This window comes from Photorhabdus sp. HUG-39, from assembly GCF_963878365.1.
In the GTDB taxonomy this organism is placed as follows: domain Bacteria; phylum Pseudomonadota; class Gammaproteobacteria; order Enterobacterales; family Enterobacteriaceae; genus Photorhabdus; species Photorhabdus kayaii.
The window spans coordinates 1-15,184 of sequence record NZ_CAWNWY010000015.1 but is presented as its reverse complement, the minus strand read 5'-3'; the positions used below and the strand labels follow the sequence as shown (position 1 = coordinate 15,184).

Here is a 15,184-nt window from a genome sequence, read left to right as displayed (position 1 = left end):
CCTAAACGTTTTTATCCCACTTGGAGTAGAAAATGACCACTCGTAAAACCCTTGCTAATGCTATTCGCTTCCTGAGCATGGATGCTGTGCAGAAAGCAAAATCAGGGCACCCTGGCGCGCCTATGGGAATGGCTGATATCGCTGAAGTTTTATGGCGTGATTATTTGAATCATAACCCAACTGATCCACATTGGGTCGATCGTGATCGTTTTGTATTGTCTAACGGTCATGGTTCTATGCTGATTTATAGCCTGTTGCATCTCACCGGTTATGATGTTTCAGTTGATGATCTGAAAAATTTCCGTCAGTTACACTCTAAAACCCCAGGCCATCCTGAGTATGGCTATACTTCAGGCGTAGAAACTACGACAGGTCCTTTAGGGCAGGGGATTGCCAACGCAGTCGGTTTTGCGATTGCTGAACGCACTCTGGCCGCGCAATTTAACCGTCCTGGTCATGAGATCGTTGACCATAATACTTATGTCTTTATGGGTGATGGCTGCATGATGGAGGGCATTTCTCATGAGGTTTGCTCTCTGGCAGGAACGTTAAAGCTAGGCAAGTTGGTTGCTTTCTATGATGACAACGGCATTTCCATTGATGGTCATGTTGAAGGCTGGTTTACAGATGATACGGCAAGCCGTTTTGAGGCTTATGGTTGGCATGTGATTCGCGGTGTTGATGGTCATAATGCAGATTCAGTTAAAGCTGCTATCGAAGAAGCACGTAAAGTTACTGATAAACCTTCTCTGCTAATGTGCAAAACGATTATCGGTTTTGGTGCGCCAACCAAAGCGGGGACCCATGATTCTCATGGCGCGCCATTGGGTGATGCGGAAATTGCTGCGACTCGTGAAGCGCTAGGTTGGAATTATCCGGCATTTGAAGTTCCAGCGGAAATCTATTCTGAGTGGGATGCAAAAGAAGCTGGCAATGCGAAACAAGCCGCTTGGAATGAAAAATTCTCTGCCTATGAAAAAGCGTATCCTGAATTAGCTGCTGAATTCAAACGTCGTACCGGTGGCGAATTACCGGCAAACTGGGAAGCTGAATCAAAAGCATTTATCGAACAGTTGCAAAAAAATCCGGCCAATATTGCCAGCCGTAAAGCATCTCAGAATGCCTTGGAAGCTTTTGGTAAGGTGTTGCCTGAATTTATGGGGGGATCTGCTGATTTGGCGCCAAGTAACCTCACGATGTGGTCAGGTTCTAAGCCGTTGAACGAAGATCTGGCAGGTAACTACATCCATTATGGCGTTCGTGAATTTGGCATGTCAGCCATTATGAACGGTATCGCTCTGCATGGTGGTTTTGTGCCTTATGGTGCAACCTTCTTGATGTTCGTTGAATATGCCCGTAACGCAGTGCGTATGGCGGCATTGATGAAAATTCGCAGCATCTTTGTTTATACCCATGATTCAATTGGTTTGGGTGAAGATGGTCCGACTCACCAGCCAGTAGAACAGCTTGCCAGTTTGCGTGTGACACCAAATTTGAGCACATGGCGCCCATGTGACCAGGTTGAATCTGCGGTGGCGTGGAAATATGCTATCGATCGTAAAGCAGGCCCATCAGCACTTATTTTCTCTCGTCAGAATCTGGCACAGCAAGAACGTACTGCTGAACAGTTGGCTAATATCGAGAAAGGGGCTTACATCTTGAAAGATTGTCAGGGACAGCCAGAACTGATTTTGATCGCAACGGGTTCAGAAATTGAATTGGCGGTGGAGGCTTACAATCAATTGATTGAGGAAGGTCGTCAGGTGCGCGTAGTCTCCATGCCGTCTACTGACGCTTTTGATAAGCAAGATGCTGCATACCGAGAAGCGGTTTTGCCTGCTGCGGTTTCTGCGCGTGTTGCAATCGAAGCGGGTATCGCCGATTACTGGTTTAAATATGTCGGTATGAATGGCGCTATCGTTGGTATGAATACATTTGGTGAATCAGCACCTGCTGATCAACTGTTTAAAACATTTGGTTTCACTGTAGAGAATGTAGTCGCTAAGGCCAAAGCTCTGCTGAAATAATGAGTAAATTCATGAATGAGCGCACCTGAGGTAAATGTTGAGCGGGTGCGCTCTTTTTCTGTACGATGCCGTTATTGAAGATGGATTTGTGACGGTTTTCCTCGGCTTATGCCACGCAAATTCCAGGGACGGCTACTTTTTGGAATACGTGAGGCGAACCGACAATCCCATCAGGATATTTGGCGAGTTTCTCCTTGAATTCAGGGTCCGTGAACGCGGCGCGGAAACGCTCCAGATTCTCCCAAATGGCGTAGTTCATGAATGTGCCACTGCCAGCGATTCCGCGATGTAATTGTGCGGAAATCAGTCCTACCTTAGACCGGAAATATTCTGCATCTTCCTTCCAGGTTTCTATTAGGGTGTCAGCCATTGAGGGATCAACATGAAATATGTTCACCAGCACGATGGAGCCATCGGTGTTCGAAAATAACTGTTCCCGCAGGGTTACGTGGGTGTCCATTTCTTCTAGCTTGACCATTTTTATCTCCTGAAAATTATGTGTTTATGTTTATACCCGTCATCTTTCAAGTTGCCTCTTTGTTGGCTGCACTCGCTCACCCCGGTCACATAGTTATCTATGCTCCCGGGGATTCACTCCTTTGCCGTCGCGATGCATCTTGAAATCCATAGGGTATATGTTGTATTGCTATCCTGCCGAGGCGAGTCGCGTGATTTACGCGGCTTTTGACGGCAACAATATGTCAACGTAGAGATGCTGTTTCCACGTTGTATTTCGTTTAACTGTTTGGTAGTTCTTTGTCGTTATTAACGAACGAATCCGTAGCGCTATGTCATGTTATGTAGTGCTATTTTATGTAGCGCTATTTGGCACTGGTGACTCTTCCAGCTTCGTCTCTAGGTTTATCAATGTGTTTAATGTCACTTTTAGCTCGTTAGGATCAGAGGATTGCACCAGTGATCCGACCCATTCAGCTTCCAGCGATATCGCCGCATCAAAAGTACGCCAACCAAGCTCGGTCAATTGATAGTGTGGTGAGCGTTCATGCCGAGGGTTAGTGATGGTTTTCACCATCCCTGAACTCAGCCCGAGATTCAATTGCTTTTGCACTCCTTGGCGTGTGATACCCATTGCGGCGGCAATCTGAGGCGCGGTAAGTGGATGTGGTGCGTGCGCAATCGCACCAAGTACTTGCCATCTTGCACTCGTGATTCCCAATGGGGCAACGAGCTGATCTCCTTTAGAGAGCAGTAAGGCGTTGAGCCGAAATACCGCCAATGTGATCTCAGTGAATACCTCAAACGCTGTAGTTTTCTCGGTTGACACGATTTACTTCCTTATTCCTTAAATACATCAAAAAACGACAACCAGTTTCCACTTATTGAGATTAGATGTCAATATTTCAACAAGTGATATTGATGATCAATGTCGCAATTGTGAGTAAATAACTGTGGGATTGTTTCTTTCTGTTTGCTTAAAGTTCGATATTTTCACTTCGTAGTCTGATCACTTTTTGCTATTACTATTCGATTATTATTGCTATCAATTTCCTTTTCCCGTAACCTCATTATTTATAGCTGAATCGTTTCATTTTGTTATATGAAGCGGTTTTTTGTGCTTGGTTTTAATAATTTTGTGATAAACAATCAGTACATGAGTGATTGAGTCGGTTATTCTAAGCGGTTGCGTGGTAATAACTATATTCAGGGAGTAACATGACAATTAAGGTAGCAATAAACGGTTTCGGCAGAATAGGGCGTAGTATTTTACGTGCTCTTTATGAGTCTGGGCGCCAAGCTGAAATTGCGGTTATTGCTGTTAATGAGCTGGCAGATGCCGAAGGAATTGCTCACTTGCTGAAATATGATTCTAGTCACGGCCGTTTTGCTTGGGATGTGCGTCTGAATAATGATGTGTTGCAGGTTGGTGATGATAATATTCGCTTGTTTCATCAACCTGATATATCGATGTTGCCTTGGCAAGAACTGGGGATTGATATTGTTCTTGATTGCAGTGGGATTTATGGCAGCAGAGCTGATGGCGAGGCACATCTTGCCAGTGGCGCCAAAAAAGTGCTGTTTGCTCATCCGGGGGGTAATGATTTAGATGCGACTGTAGTTTATGGTGTGAATCAGCACTTACTGACAGCAGAGGATTGCATTGTGTCCAATGCTTCCTGTACCACTAATTGCATTATTCCCATCATTAAATTATTGGATGATGAATTTGAGATTGAATCGGGTACAGTGACAACCATTCATGCCTCAATGAATGATCAACCGGTGATTGATGCTTATCACAAAGATTTACGGCGTACTCGGGCTGCTAGTCAGTCTATCATTCCGGTGGATACTAAGCTGGCCGCAGGGATAACCCGGATTTTTCCAAAGTTCTGTGACCGTTTTGAAGCTATCTCCGTGCGTGTACCAACGATTAACGTTACAGCTATCGATTTGAGTGTTACGGTAAAATCTTCAGTAACTGTTAAGAAAATCAACGAATTAATGCAAAAATCAGCAGCTACTTCATTTCGTGGTATAGTTGATTATACCGAATTGCCGTTAGTCTCAACGGATTTTAACCACGATCCCCACAGCGCGATTGTTGATGGCACACAAACGCGAGTCAGTGGGCAACATCTGATTAAGACATTAGTCTGGTGTGATAATGAGTGGGGATTTGCTAACCGAATGTTGGATACAACGTTAGCAATGGCTGCTATGGGTTTCAAATGATCTGTTGTTGATCGACGGTCCATAATAGATCCGCACACGGCGCAAGATTAAATAATTTAGAGAATCAATGAGAGGATTCACCATGTCTGTAATTAAGATGACCGATTTAGATCTGGCGGGTAAGCGTGTTTTGATCCGCGCTGACCTGAACGTTCCGGTAAAAGATGGCAAAGTCACCTCTGATGCGCGTATCCGTGCTTCCTTACCGACCATTGAGGCAGCATTAAAACAGGGTGCCAAAGTCATGATCACTTCTCACCTTGGCCGCCCTACTGAAGGCGAATACCATGAAGAATTCTCGCTGAAACCAGTAGTAGACTATCTAGAAGAGAAATTATCTTCCCCCGTTCGACTGGAAAAAGAGTATCTGGAAGGCGTGGATGTCGCGGATGGTGAACTGGTTGTGCTGGAGAATGTTCGCTTTAATAAAGGTGAGAAGAAAGACGACGAAACCTTGGCTAAAAAATACGCTTCCCTGTGTGATATTTATGTCATGGATGCATTTGGTACTGCTCATCGTGCACAGGCTTCGACTCACGGAGTGGCTAAATTTGCTCCTGTGGCCTGTGCCGGTCCTTTGCTGTCCGCAGAGTTGGAGGCATTAGGTAAAGCGTTAGATAATCCAGCCCGTCCAATGGTGGCTATCGTTGGGGGTTCTAAGGTTTCAACCAAGCTGACCGTTCTGGATACGCTGTCTAAAATTGCTGACCAACTGATTGTCGGTGGTGGTATCGCAAATACCTTTGTTGCCGCGGAAGGCCACAATGTCGGTCGTTCTCTCTATGAAGACGACTTGCTCCCGGAAGCGAAGAAATTGCTGATAAGCTGTGATATTCCGGTGCCAACCGATGTTCGTGTGGCAACAGAATTCTCTGAAACAGCCGAAGCAACCTTGAAATCTACCCGCGATATTAAAGATGATGAGCAGATCCTCGATCTGGGTGATGAATCTGCTCAACGGCTGGCGGATATTCTGAAAAACGCCAAAACGATTCTATGGAATGGCCCGGTTGGTGTATTTGAATTCCCTAATTTCCGTCAAGGAACTGAAATTGTCGCGCGTGCCATTGCGGATAGTGATGCTTTCTCTATCGCCGGTGGCGGCGATACGCTGGCAGCGATCGACTTGTTCGGTATTGCTGACAAAATTTCTTATATCTCTACGGGTGGTGGTGCTTTCCTTGAGTTCGTGGAAGGGAAAAAACTGCCTGCGGTTGTGATGTTGGAAGAACGTGCAAAACAGTAATTAAGTCATGACGGGTAGTGGCCGATTGGCTGGCTGCCCGCTCTAAACAGGACCCACGTAACATGTCTAAAATTTTTGATTTCGTAAAACCGGGTGTCATCACTGGTGATGATGTTCAAAAAGTGTTCGCTATAGCCAAAGAAAACAACTTTGCTTTACCGGCGGTCAACTGTGTAGGTACTGATTCAATCAATGCCGTGTTGGAAGCTGCTGCCAAAGTTCGTTCTCCCGTTATCATTCAGTTCTCTAACGGCGGTGCTGCTTTTATGGCCGGTAAAGGTTTGAAAGCTGAAGGTCAACAAACGGCTATTCTGGGTTCAATTTCTGGTGCTCACCATGTTCATCAGATGGCTGAATATTATGGTGTTCCTGTGATCCTGCATACTGACCACTGTGCGCGTAAATTGCTGCCGTGGATTGATGGCCTGTTAGATGCAGGTGAAAAGCATTACGCAGCGACGGGTAAGCCCTTATTCTCTTCTCACATGATCGATCTGTCAGAAGAATCTCTGGAAGAGAATATTGAGATTTGCGGCCAATATCTGGCTCGTATGGCAAAAATCGATATGACGCTGGAAATCGAGTTGGGTTGTACGGGTGGGGAAGAAGATGGCGTTGATAACAGCCATATGGATAGCTCTGCTCTGTACACTCAACCGGAAGATGTTGCTTATGCTTATGAGAAACTGAACGCTATCAGCCCACGTTTCACTATTGCGGCTTCTTTCGGTAACGTTCACGGTGTTTATAAGCCGGGTAACGTTAAACTGACGCCAAAAATTTTGCGTAACTCTCAAGACTATGTTTCTGAGAAATTCAATCTGCCACATAACAGCCTGGATTTTGTTTTCCACGGCGGTTCCGGTTCTACCGAGGAAGAGATCAAAGAAGCGGTCAGTTACGGCGTTGTGAAAATGAATATCGATACTGACACCCAATGGGCGACTTGGGAAGGTATTCTCAACTATTACAAAAAGAACGAAGGCTATCTGCAAGGCCAGTTAGGCAATCCAGAAGGCGCGGATAAACCTAATAAAAAATTCTACGATCCACGGGTATGGCTGCGTGCCGGTCAGGTTTCTATGACTACCCGCTTGGAACAGGCTTTCAAAGAATTGAATGCGATTGACGTGTTGTAATGGGTGAAAGCGTTCCCTCTGAGTTTTCATTCAGAGGGAACGTTAGCCGCATTCAGTAAATGAGATGTTACATCGCATCTACTCTTTTTATCATTTCCATTGCAACAGCCATAGACATGAACAGTTTGCTCTTTGTCTGAGGAAACTCCTCAAACCCTACGTTCATATACAGTTTTTTGGCTATGTCGTTCTTCGCATCGACGATAATCATCGGGGTAGGAATAGATTTTGACGACTCTATAGCTTTTCGAATTGCATCTATAAGCAATATTTCACCAAACCCTTGGCGTTGAAATGACTTACTTATAGCTAGGCGACCAATAAGTGCGCAATGTAGTGTAGAAGGGTACTTTTTCGATATTTTCTCTGGTAGTTCGTCTAGCTCTACCGTGCATAGTGCTAGGGAATAGTATCCCTTTATTTGAGATCCATTTTGACTACTTGTAAGGACGAATGTTCTTGATAAGTCCTTTTTATCATGTTGTCCCGATACTGCCTTCAAGTAGTTGTTTAGTGCGGGTTCACCACAGTTAAAATTATTTCTATCGTGTTTGTTTTTATCTAGACGTTCTATCTTCATTTTTTATTGTTTCTTTATGTCTACGAGCAGCACGAAGGAAACGTTCGTTTACCTTGATTGGTTTTTCCAATGCATGAACAAATGCCAATGCATCTTCTTGACACAATTGAATACGCATATTTTGTTCAATGAGTCTTTTTGCCTCTGCTACAGCAGCATTGGCAATAAAGCTATTCAAACTTGCATACCCTGATAGTGATAACGCCCTTTCAAGTAGCTCTTTGGTCTCTGAACTCACCCTTGTGGTGATTCTTTCATTTGCTAATGTGGCCATAAGCCTTACTCCTACCGCATTGCGGTTATTAGTTCTTGAGTTCACTATAGATATCCACTACTCGTTTGCATTATTTATTTGGAGCTAGCGGAACATATTGGTTTAGTGAAATGCTAAGTTTGCTTCATTGGCTAGTTTAAGATTTTTTTTAACAAAATTCAACATGTGTGCCAAAATGACGCCATAATTGTGAGACTAAACAAACCATAGTCAGATAGAACAAAAATCATCAAAATTCGGGCGCAAGTGAATCCGAGTATGCAGAGTTGTTAGCAAAAACCGCCGTAAACCCTCTTTACGGCGGGAAGCAGTCACCTGAGTTGTACTAGCTCTAGTCTGAGCTAGTACAGTTAGTTTCTATTTAAAGTTCTATACCCGTTATCTTTCAAGTTGCTTCTTTGTTGGCTGCACTCCCTCACCCCGGTCACATAGTTATCTATGCTCCCGGGGATTCGCTCCCTTGCCGCCGCGATGCAACTTGAAAGATGACGGGTATATATCTATGCTCTTCTGCATATTCTGATATTGTATCTTTTATGGTTCTTGCCATATAACCGGATATTTCAGATCCCAAACGAAGATTTGTTTTTGATTTCTCTGAAAGGGATCTGTTTTCTTCGAGCCGGCTATATATAATTTGGCTTTTTTCTATACCTTTTAGTAACTCTTCATGGCTTAGCAAATAACCCGACGGATCGGAATCACCGACACGGACCACTTTCAATGATTTATTTTTTGTATAACTGTTTTTTTTCTCGTTCCATTTGACAACATGTGAACTTTTGGCTGCCAATTTGAATTTTAATTCATCAAGGAAATTCACCTCTTTAGTATATTTTCCTCTTTCTGGTGCTAATCCATTTTCATCCTGCAAACTTACTGGATTATTTCTCACCATTCGGTATAGATTCAGCCCATCAATTCATCACTGTTTTCATCAGCTTGAATACGTAGATATTCTAAAGTACGTATATTTAACTTCCTGTTATCCAAGACCCTGATCGAGGGTGTTTTTTGGTTAATTGCAGAATTGTCATTGCTCATATTTTACCTCCTTCATACGGTGTTAACCTTCGAAATAATTTAAGTTACGGTAACAGCCAAACGACTTTATCACTAAACAGGCGAGGAAAGTAATTGGTCGTGATGTTATTAATGCAAACGCTTTGGTAATTTTTGAGATTGTATTGATGGTAATTAAAGTTTCAGATGGCGGGCGTGATCGGCCAACCATTGGGAAAACAAATGATTGGCAGATTTGATATATCGATGATGCTTAAATAGCGAATCATTTGTATCTCATCATTAAAGATAAAATAAATTTATTAAACCGCGATAGACACAATACCTTAAAAACAGAGAATGTTATAAGTTCTACATTCGATATAGCGAAGTCAGGAGATGATAATGAGAGCATACCGCTTCTATCATGGTTCCGTCACCCATTAGGTATAAGAAACCTAACGGGCTGTGATGTAACACAGATAAGGCCAACCCTTCAAATAGATGATGTCATTGCATCTGCCATTATATTTACAATAACTTAATCATTATTGAATTTGTAACACTTTCTTACAAAATTTACTTTTTGTAAATGAAGTAAATGAAGTAAATGAAGTAAATGAAAAAAGTAGAAATTTTTTCTTGCTATTTGATGATGATTTAATAATCATAACTTAAGTTCCCTCATATTGGATAATATGAGGGAAATCTCAACTCCTGTTCCCTTATTCAAAGGGATTAATCGATGGGAATACATTTTGTCTTCCTGTCGTTCAACTCTCTATTACTCACGGCATAAGCGGTGTTTCTTATCTGTGGTAATAGGATTTTTACTATCTTGTTTCTTTGGTGACGCAATCAATCACGGCTATTCCCGACAGGATATTGATGCTGATGAAGGTGATTGATAGCCGGGCGGGGAAATAACGTTAAAAGAAGGAAGTAAAACTAATGGCTATATCAGATCCACGCTTATGCTTTGATTGTAAACGGTTTCTGAAAAACTGGGTGGAATTTCAGTTGGTGGATGAACAGGGAAAGCCGCTGGTCAACATGCCTTATCGCCTGATCAGTTACGGAACCCCAGGTTATGTTCGCCAGGGGACAACCGACGGTTTCGGTGTGCTCAGAGAAGAGGATCTGTTGCCTCATCCGGTGACGCTATATATTGATGCTCAGCCGCTGGCCGATGAGATGGAACAGCGTCCGTTGCGGGAAAAACGGGGAGAAGAGGCTTCGGTGGTAAAACCACAAGCAGAAGCGGAAGGCCATCAATATCGCTATGTGACTATCGGGCAGATTAGTGATAGGTTGCCGGTGATTAAAGATTGGAAAGATTCTAAAGATATTCCACCGCCTTATCATTTCCCGGACCCGGAACCAAAAGGCTATCGGGTTCATCCGTTAAATCGTCGTTATGTTCTGGAGGTGTGTCCTTTCCGGGCCTGGGTTTTGCAACTACATCACCAGAAGGAATATTCCATTGTGAATGCCTATAACCAGTGTTTGATGAGTGTGCTGGCTTATGCCGATGGGGATGTTGATATTGAAGGCTCTGTGAAACATTTTTTTAACCGGCAAATGGTGGATATTTCAAAATTGCCCTATAAAGTGGAAGCATTGTCGGCAACACCTGTCGTTTACGATGTACCGTTTAGTAAACGTTATGCCCGGGTGGAGTTTATTGATTCACGTGCAGGGAACAACAAGCAGGGAGATACCAAACTGTTTTATGTTGCCAGTGAGAAAGATGTGATTGTTAGTTGGCGGGGAACGGCTAGCCTGGATAATTACCTGACTGATGCCACTTTCCAGCCATTGGCTTTAAGTTGCGATGATGACAAAGCGTTGTGCAGCGAGTTTATTCATCATGGTAAAGTGCATAAAGGGTTTTGGGAGGCATTTAATCTGGGAGGGAAGTTAATCGTTCCCAGTGATAAAATTAAAACGGAAACTGAAATAGTATTCCGAGATATCACCAGTTTGGTTACAAATAAGCGATTATTTATTTGTGGTCATAGTCTGGGAGGCGCGCTGGCATTATTGCACAGCGCACAACTGAAAGAACATAATCCTTGTCTCTACAGTTACGGGATGCCGCGAACATTAACTCGCAGTGCGGTAGAGGAATTGTCTTCTATTATCCACTATCGTCATGTTAATGAAGATGATGTAATCCCTTCTGTGCCATTTGAGCAGGATATGGATAATGTTTTTTTCAATTATTGGGCGCCGGAGGGGTATGACTGGGCAGTGATGAAGTTGCTGTCACCGTCACCGATTATTCAGGCAATTAAACAGGCGACAGCCAGTAAAGAAATTTATCTGCATCATGGTAAAGTGGTTCATTTTTTTCAAGCCAATAGTTGCCCGGAATGGCTTATTTCCGCCAGAAATGTTTCCCTTATAACGGGTATTGCTGAAGAAATATTGAATAACACCACAAAACTCTATTTAATTCCTGAGTTAAACCAGGAAACAGAAAAGGATTTTTCTCTGGCCGGTGAGCGGCAAAATGCGTTGTTTAATCAGCTCAGTCAACAAGAAAAAGACAAACTGTTTGTTGAAAACAGAAGTGCTGATTTGAAAGGCGGATTCGGCTTTTCTAACCATAGCTCGTATAAATATGCGGGTTATATTGACAAGCGCCTCAGAGAGTTATGTGAACCGGATAAGATTACGGTCTATCAGGACAGTCAGCGTCAATTTAAGGCGAAAATGGATAGTTATAAGATGCTTATCCCTGACAATGTTTATTACCGAAATCTCTATTTTCTGGATATGGATAAGCAGTTAATAAAATCACTGACTGTCAGCCAGCAGGAAGAACAAGGGGAACTGGCCTTACAGCATTACTGTGATAAACAGGAACTGTCCGTATGAAAATATTGAAAATCACGCTGTCCTTATTATTTCTCTATTCTATTTACTGGGCGTTTGGTGACACCTTTTTTGACTGGCTTTTTCCTTTTTCACCTGACGAGAAGAAACAGTTGATTACGGTGGAAGGTGTTGTGCCGAAATACACAAAACCGTATGTATCTGCGCAATATATCTCAAAAGAATGTCTTAGATATCAGTTTGATGCAGGTATGTCGCCTTATCAAGTGCCGACCTATTATGGATTGGATTTGGATGTAAAAGCTGATCCACAAACTGGTTACTTTCAGGCGAAATTGCCTTTTAGTGGAGGAGGATGGTGTAAATGGAAAATCAATCAAGCTTCTGTAGCAGTGGGGTATACCGATGTCCGACATCTGGTGAAAGATGCTGTGCCGTATGCGGGAACCGGCTTAACGGCATTTATCAATGATGCTGCCCGGACAAATATTAGCGAAATTTCTGCATCGAATACGATTGATTTTAACCCAGTTATTTACCCTATTTTAGAAATGGTTGAAGGATTTCCGAAAAGCGTATCCTTACAAGGTAAAGTTAAATTGTATCCTTTTAGGTTGAAGTTAACACCAGGAGCCAAATGGAAAATTATTTTTAAACCTAAACTGGATGAAACCAAAATGCCAAAGGTCATAGTAACTAGGAAAAGTGAATGGGTTGAATATCCTGACGGGCACATCGAAATCAATACCCGAATGATAGATACCCATTACATAAAGTAACGTTCTACTAAGGTCGTATCACCAGTTTATCTAAATGCCAACATGAGAATACTGTTATTAAAAGGAACTGTCCGTATGAAAATATTGAAGATAACGCTGTCCTTATTATTTCTCTATTTTATTTACTGGGCATTTGGTGATACTTTTTTTGGCTGGCTTTTTCCTTTTTCACCTGACGAGAAGAAACAGTTGATTACGGTGGAGGGTGTCGTGCCGAAATACACAAAACCGTATGTGTCTGCGCAGTATATCTCAAAAGATTGTTTCAGATATTGTCTGGATTCCAATATGTCGTCTTTTAAGGTACCAACTTATAATGGCTTACTTGAAGGAACTTAATCCGGTTTGAGTGATCTGGCAATCGTCAAAAATAAAATGTCAACCCAACCGGACTGAGTTATGTCAATCATGGCACCTATACCGATTCACCAAGGACATTGTTTAGATTTTGGTTTTAGAGAAGAAGTATGAGTTTAATAATCGCTGATGCATTGGAATATAAAGGCAGAGTAAAAAAATTCGCCTCTGGAAACAAAAATGTCATTATACCCGTCATCTTTCAAGTTGCCTCTTTGTTGGCTGCACTCGCTCACCCCGGTCACATCGTTATCTATGCTCCCGGGGATTCGCTCCCTTGCCGTCGCGATGCATCTTGAAATCCATAGGGTATATATAAATATTAATTGTAAATTAATATTTTTAAAACAATTCTGTAATTAGCAATTGAGGAGTTAAAATGGAAATTGAATTTATTGAAGAATCTGAGCCATCAGTTGAAGTCCTTTGTAATAGTGTTGATTGTCCATAACAATTAAACTAAATCCCCTCTGATTGGATTTAGGGGGGAAGGTATATAATGATGAATCAAAGAGAAATAAATATATATTTATCAAAGTTAATATCAAATCCAAAATACTCGATAAAAATGTATGAAAATCCAAATAAATTTATGGATAAATATTATATAGCTACGGAGAGCAGAGAAGTATTAATTGATTTTTTTAAAAAAAATGGCGGAAGATTTGTTAGTTCGTCTATTTTGCAAAAAATAAAGAGAATGGGTGGTTTGAAAGCAGCACTTACCAATGTATATAAATATTTAGGTGAAGAGAAGTTTGAGTTAGAATTCGAAAAATATTTAAATAGCCTTCCTTTTAATAATGAAGTTAAAAGGAATCCTGTTATCGAATCTGAAGTTTTTTGTAGTTTCATAATCGACTCAACTGGAGATGATGTACTAAAACTAATTGCATTATATGAGAAAGAAAAGAACAGCCTTATAATTAATCTTCAAAATACGAATGATAATTGGATAGATTATACACCAAAGATTGACATAGCCCCGCTGGAAAAAGTGTTTGTTATTTCTCATCCAACAGTGAGAGTGAAAAAATTTACTAAAAACATTAGTGTATTACTAGATCTTCTTCATAAGGGAGAACCTCCTAGTATTTTGAAAGAAAACTTAATGGAAAGAGAAAGTAATATTATGTTTTATAAGAAAAACAAATCCAGAGAAATTATCTCATGTATGATAGGTGATGTTATCTGTCATATTATCTTGTCGTGTAAGAATGTAATATTAGCTAGTAATATATTTAATGAAGTGAATGAATGTTATGATATCGACAAGGATACCTTCATATCTTCTCTTAAGATGCTAAATTCAAATGGTTTAATCTTTCTTAGTGCTAAGGATATTCTCAATGAGTAAATATGAAAAGCTTGGTATTGGTGTTAACTATAAGTCATCTTTTTCGAAAGAAATTTATAAAAATATTCAACATATTGATGTTCTTGAAGTACACTCCGAAAAATTTTTTTGGGATAAGGAAGACGCTTATTTAGAAAAATGCTGTAACGAGGTACCAATTATATATCATGGTCTTGATATGTCATTGGGAAGCGAGGAGAGCTTGGATAGTGAGTATATAAATAAATTAAAGCAGGTTGTTAATGATAAAAAACCCAAATGGTATAGTGATCATTTATCAGCGACACGGCACGGAGATATTGAGGTTGGGCATTTAATGCCAATACAATTCTCAATTGAAAATGCATGCAAAATAATAGAAAAAATAAATAAAATAAAATCACAAGTTAGTGATAGGTTTATTATTGAAAATATTACTTATTATTATGAAATGCCTTTGTCTGATTTGTCAGAAATTGAATTTATAAATAGAATAATTAAAGGTAGTGATTGTGGTATGTTGTTGGATGTTAATAATTTATATATTAATTCAATAAATCATCCTTCATTCCGCACCTAATTCAGGAATAAACCGCTTTATATTGTGCGCCTAATAAATTCAAAAGCTCATGGTGGTAAGATTGCATTCCTGTCACCATTTTATGTTCTTGAAATTCAAAGGTGCTGATCCCTTCAAAGGCCAGAAACACCCAACGTGCGGTGGGGGATTGTGTCGGTTTGTTCTTCATATCGGGGAAAAACGGCACATTTTGTTTCAATTCGTGGCGAATTTTATGCTCCAGCGCCGCATAAACCATGAGACAACATGTCATCACCATTAACAGCGCTTCTATCCGCTCCGGTTTTTTCAGGAAAATGGCAGACGTCAGGAATTCCGGACTTTTCAGG

The 15,184-nt window shown here is 41.3% G+C and carries 15 protein-coding genes and 2 pseudogenes; 9 read left to right on the top strand and 8 right to left on the bottom strand.

From position 1 onward, the window contains the following. The first annotated feature begins 32 nt into the window (after positions 1 to 32). Complete coding sequence (gene tkt / locus AAC155_RS11470) at positions 33 to 2,027, top strand: transketolase (protein WP_113042245.1); 1,995 nt, start codon at positions 33 to 35, stop codon at positions 2,025 to 2,027. 106 nt (positions 2,028 to 2,133) lie between these two features. On the opposite strand, the gene AAC155_RS11465 is transcribed toward tkt, so the two are convergent. Continuing rightward, a complete protein-coding gene (locus AAC155_RS11465; RefSeq protein ID WP_113042244.1) occupies positions 2,134 to 2,505 on the bottom strand; it encodes an antibiotic biosynthesis monooxygenase family protein in 372 nt (123 codons plus the stop codon). 333 nt (positions 2,506 to 2,838) lie between these two features. Continuing rightward, entirely contained in the window at positions 2,839 to 3,312 is a 474-nt protein-coding gene (locus AAC155_RS11460) for a MarR family winged helix-turn-helix transcriptional regulator (RefSeq protein ID WP_158536553.1), read from the bottom strand. Positions 3,313 to 3,701: 389 nt separating this feature from the next. Between AAC155_RS11460 and epd the strand changes: the two genes are divergently transcribed. The 3 genes from epd (at position 3,702) to fbaA (ending at position 7,106) form a co-directional block, all read left to right on the top strand. Next, positions 3,702 to 4,721, top strand: a complete 1,020-nt coding sequence (epd, locus tag AAC155_RS11455) for an erythrose-4-phosphate dehydrogenase (protein WP_113042242.1) — start codon at positions 3,702 to 3,704, stop codon at positions 4,719 to 4,721. Positions 4,722 to 4,803: 82 nt separating this feature from the next. After that, on the top strand, positions 4,804 to 5,967 hold the full coding sequence (gene pgk / locus AAC155_RS11450; RefSeq protein WP_113042241.1) for a phosphoglycerate kinase: 1,164 nt from the start codon (positions 4,804 to 4,806) through the stop codon (positions 5,965 to 5,967). A 62-nt stretch (positions 5,968 to 6,029) separates the two neighbouring features. Then, the gene (gene fbaA, locus AAC155_RS11445) at positions 6,030 to 7,106 is read left to right on the top strand and encodes a class II fructose-bisphosphate aldolase (RefSeq protein WP_113042311.1); all 1,077 of its coding nucleotides are present in this window, start codon (positions 6,030 to 6,032) and stop codon (positions 7,104 to 7,106) included. A 67-nt stretch (positions 7,107 to 7,173) separates the two neighbouring features. On the opposite strand, the gene AAC155_RS11440 is transcribed toward fbaA, so the two are convergent. The 4 genes from AAC155_RS11440 to AAC155_RS11425 form a co-directional block, all read right to left on the bottom strand. Beyond that, positions 7,174 to 7,686, bottom strand: a complete 513-nt coding sequence (locus AAC155_RS11440; RefSeq protein WP_113026223.1) for a GNAT family N-acetyltransferase — start codon at positions 7,684 to 7,686, stop codon at positions 7,174 to 7,176. After that, the gene (locus tag AAC155_RS11435; protein ID WP_113042240.1) at positions 7,664 to 7,960 is read right to left on the bottom strand and encodes a type II toxin-antitoxin system TacA family antitoxin; all 297 of its coding nucleotides are present in this window, start codon (positions 7,958 to 7,960) and stop codon (positions 7,664 to 7,666) included. The genes AAC155_RS11440 and AAC155_RS11435 overlap by 23 nt, the downstream gene beginning before the upstream one ends. Positions 7,961 to 8,396: 436 nt before the next feature. Then, on the bottom strand, positions 8,397 to 8,858 hold the full coding sequence (locus AAC155_RS11430; RefSeq protein ID WP_229015721.1) for a hypothetical protein: 462 nt from the start codon (positions 8,856 to 8,858) through the stop codon (positions 8,397 to 8,399). Positions 8,859 to 8,869: 11 nt separating this feature from the next. After that, positions 8,870 to 9,004 carry a hypothetical protein gene (locus tag AAC155_RS11425; RefSeq protein ID WP_262405143.1) on the bottom strand — a complete coding sequence of 45 codons (135 nt, stop codon included), beginning with the start codon at positions 9,002 to 9,004 and terminating at the stop codon, positions 8,870 to 8,872. Between the two features lie 909 nt (positions 9,005 to 9,913). Between AAC155_RS11425 and AAC155_RS11420 the strand changes: the two genes are divergently transcribed. The 3 genes and pseudogenes from AAC155_RS11420 to AAC155_RS11410 form a co-directional block, all read left to right on the top strand. Next, positions 9,914 to 11,845: a lipase family protein gene (locus AAC155_RS11420; protein WP_113042239.1), complete on the top strand. Its 1,932-nt coding sequence runs from the start codon at positions 9,914 to 9,916 to the stop codon at positions 11,843 to 11,845. Beyond that, positions 11,842 to 12,582, top strand: coding sequence for a hypothetical protein (locus AAC155_RS11415; RefSeq protein WP_113042238.1), 741 nt, complete (start codon positions 11,842 to 11,844; stop codon positions 12,580 to 12,582). Before AAC155_RS11420 ends, AAC155_RS11415 begins: the two co-directional genes overlap by 4 nt. A gap of 75 nt (positions 12,583 to 12,657) precedes the next feature. Then, a pseudogene (locus AAC155_RS11410) lies at positions 12,658 to 12,906 on the top strand (hypothetical protein); the annotation flags it as partial. Between the two features lie 149 nt (positions 12,907 to 13,055). Here AAC155_RS11410 and AAC155_RS11405 read toward each other — a convergent pair. Then, on the bottom strand, positions 13,056 to 13,184 hold the full coding sequence (locus AAC155_RS11405) for a hypothetical protein (RefSeq protein WP_262405142.1): 129 nt from the start codon (positions 13,182 to 13,184) through the stop codon (positions 13,056 to 13,058). A gap of 257 nt (positions 13,185 to 13,441) precedes the next feature. Between AAC155_RS11405 and AAC155_RS11400 the strand changes: the two genes are divergently transcribed. Together AAC155_RS11400 and AAC155_RS11395 are read left to right on the top strand one after the other, a co-directional pair. Further along, positions 13,442 to 14,296, top strand: coding sequence for a hypothetical protein (locus AAC155_RS11400; protein WP_113042236.1), 855 nt, complete (start codon positions 13,442 to 13,444; stop codon positions 14,294 to 14,296). After that, positions 14,289 to 14,855: a multinuclear nonheme iron-dependent oxidase gene (locus AAC155_RS11395; protein ID WP_113042235.1), complete on the top strand. Its 567-nt coding sequence runs from the start codon at positions 14,289 to 14,291 to the stop codon at positions 14,853 to 14,855. The genes AAC155_RS11400 and AAC155_RS11395 overlap by 8 nt, the downstream gene beginning before the upstream one ends. A gap of 1 nt (position 14,856) precedes the next feature. Here the strand turns inward: AAC155_RS11395 and AAC155_RS11390 are convergent. Continuing rightward, a pseudogene (locus AAC155_RS11390) lies at positions 14,857 to 15,184 on the bottom strand (IS1634 family transposase); the annotation flags it as partial.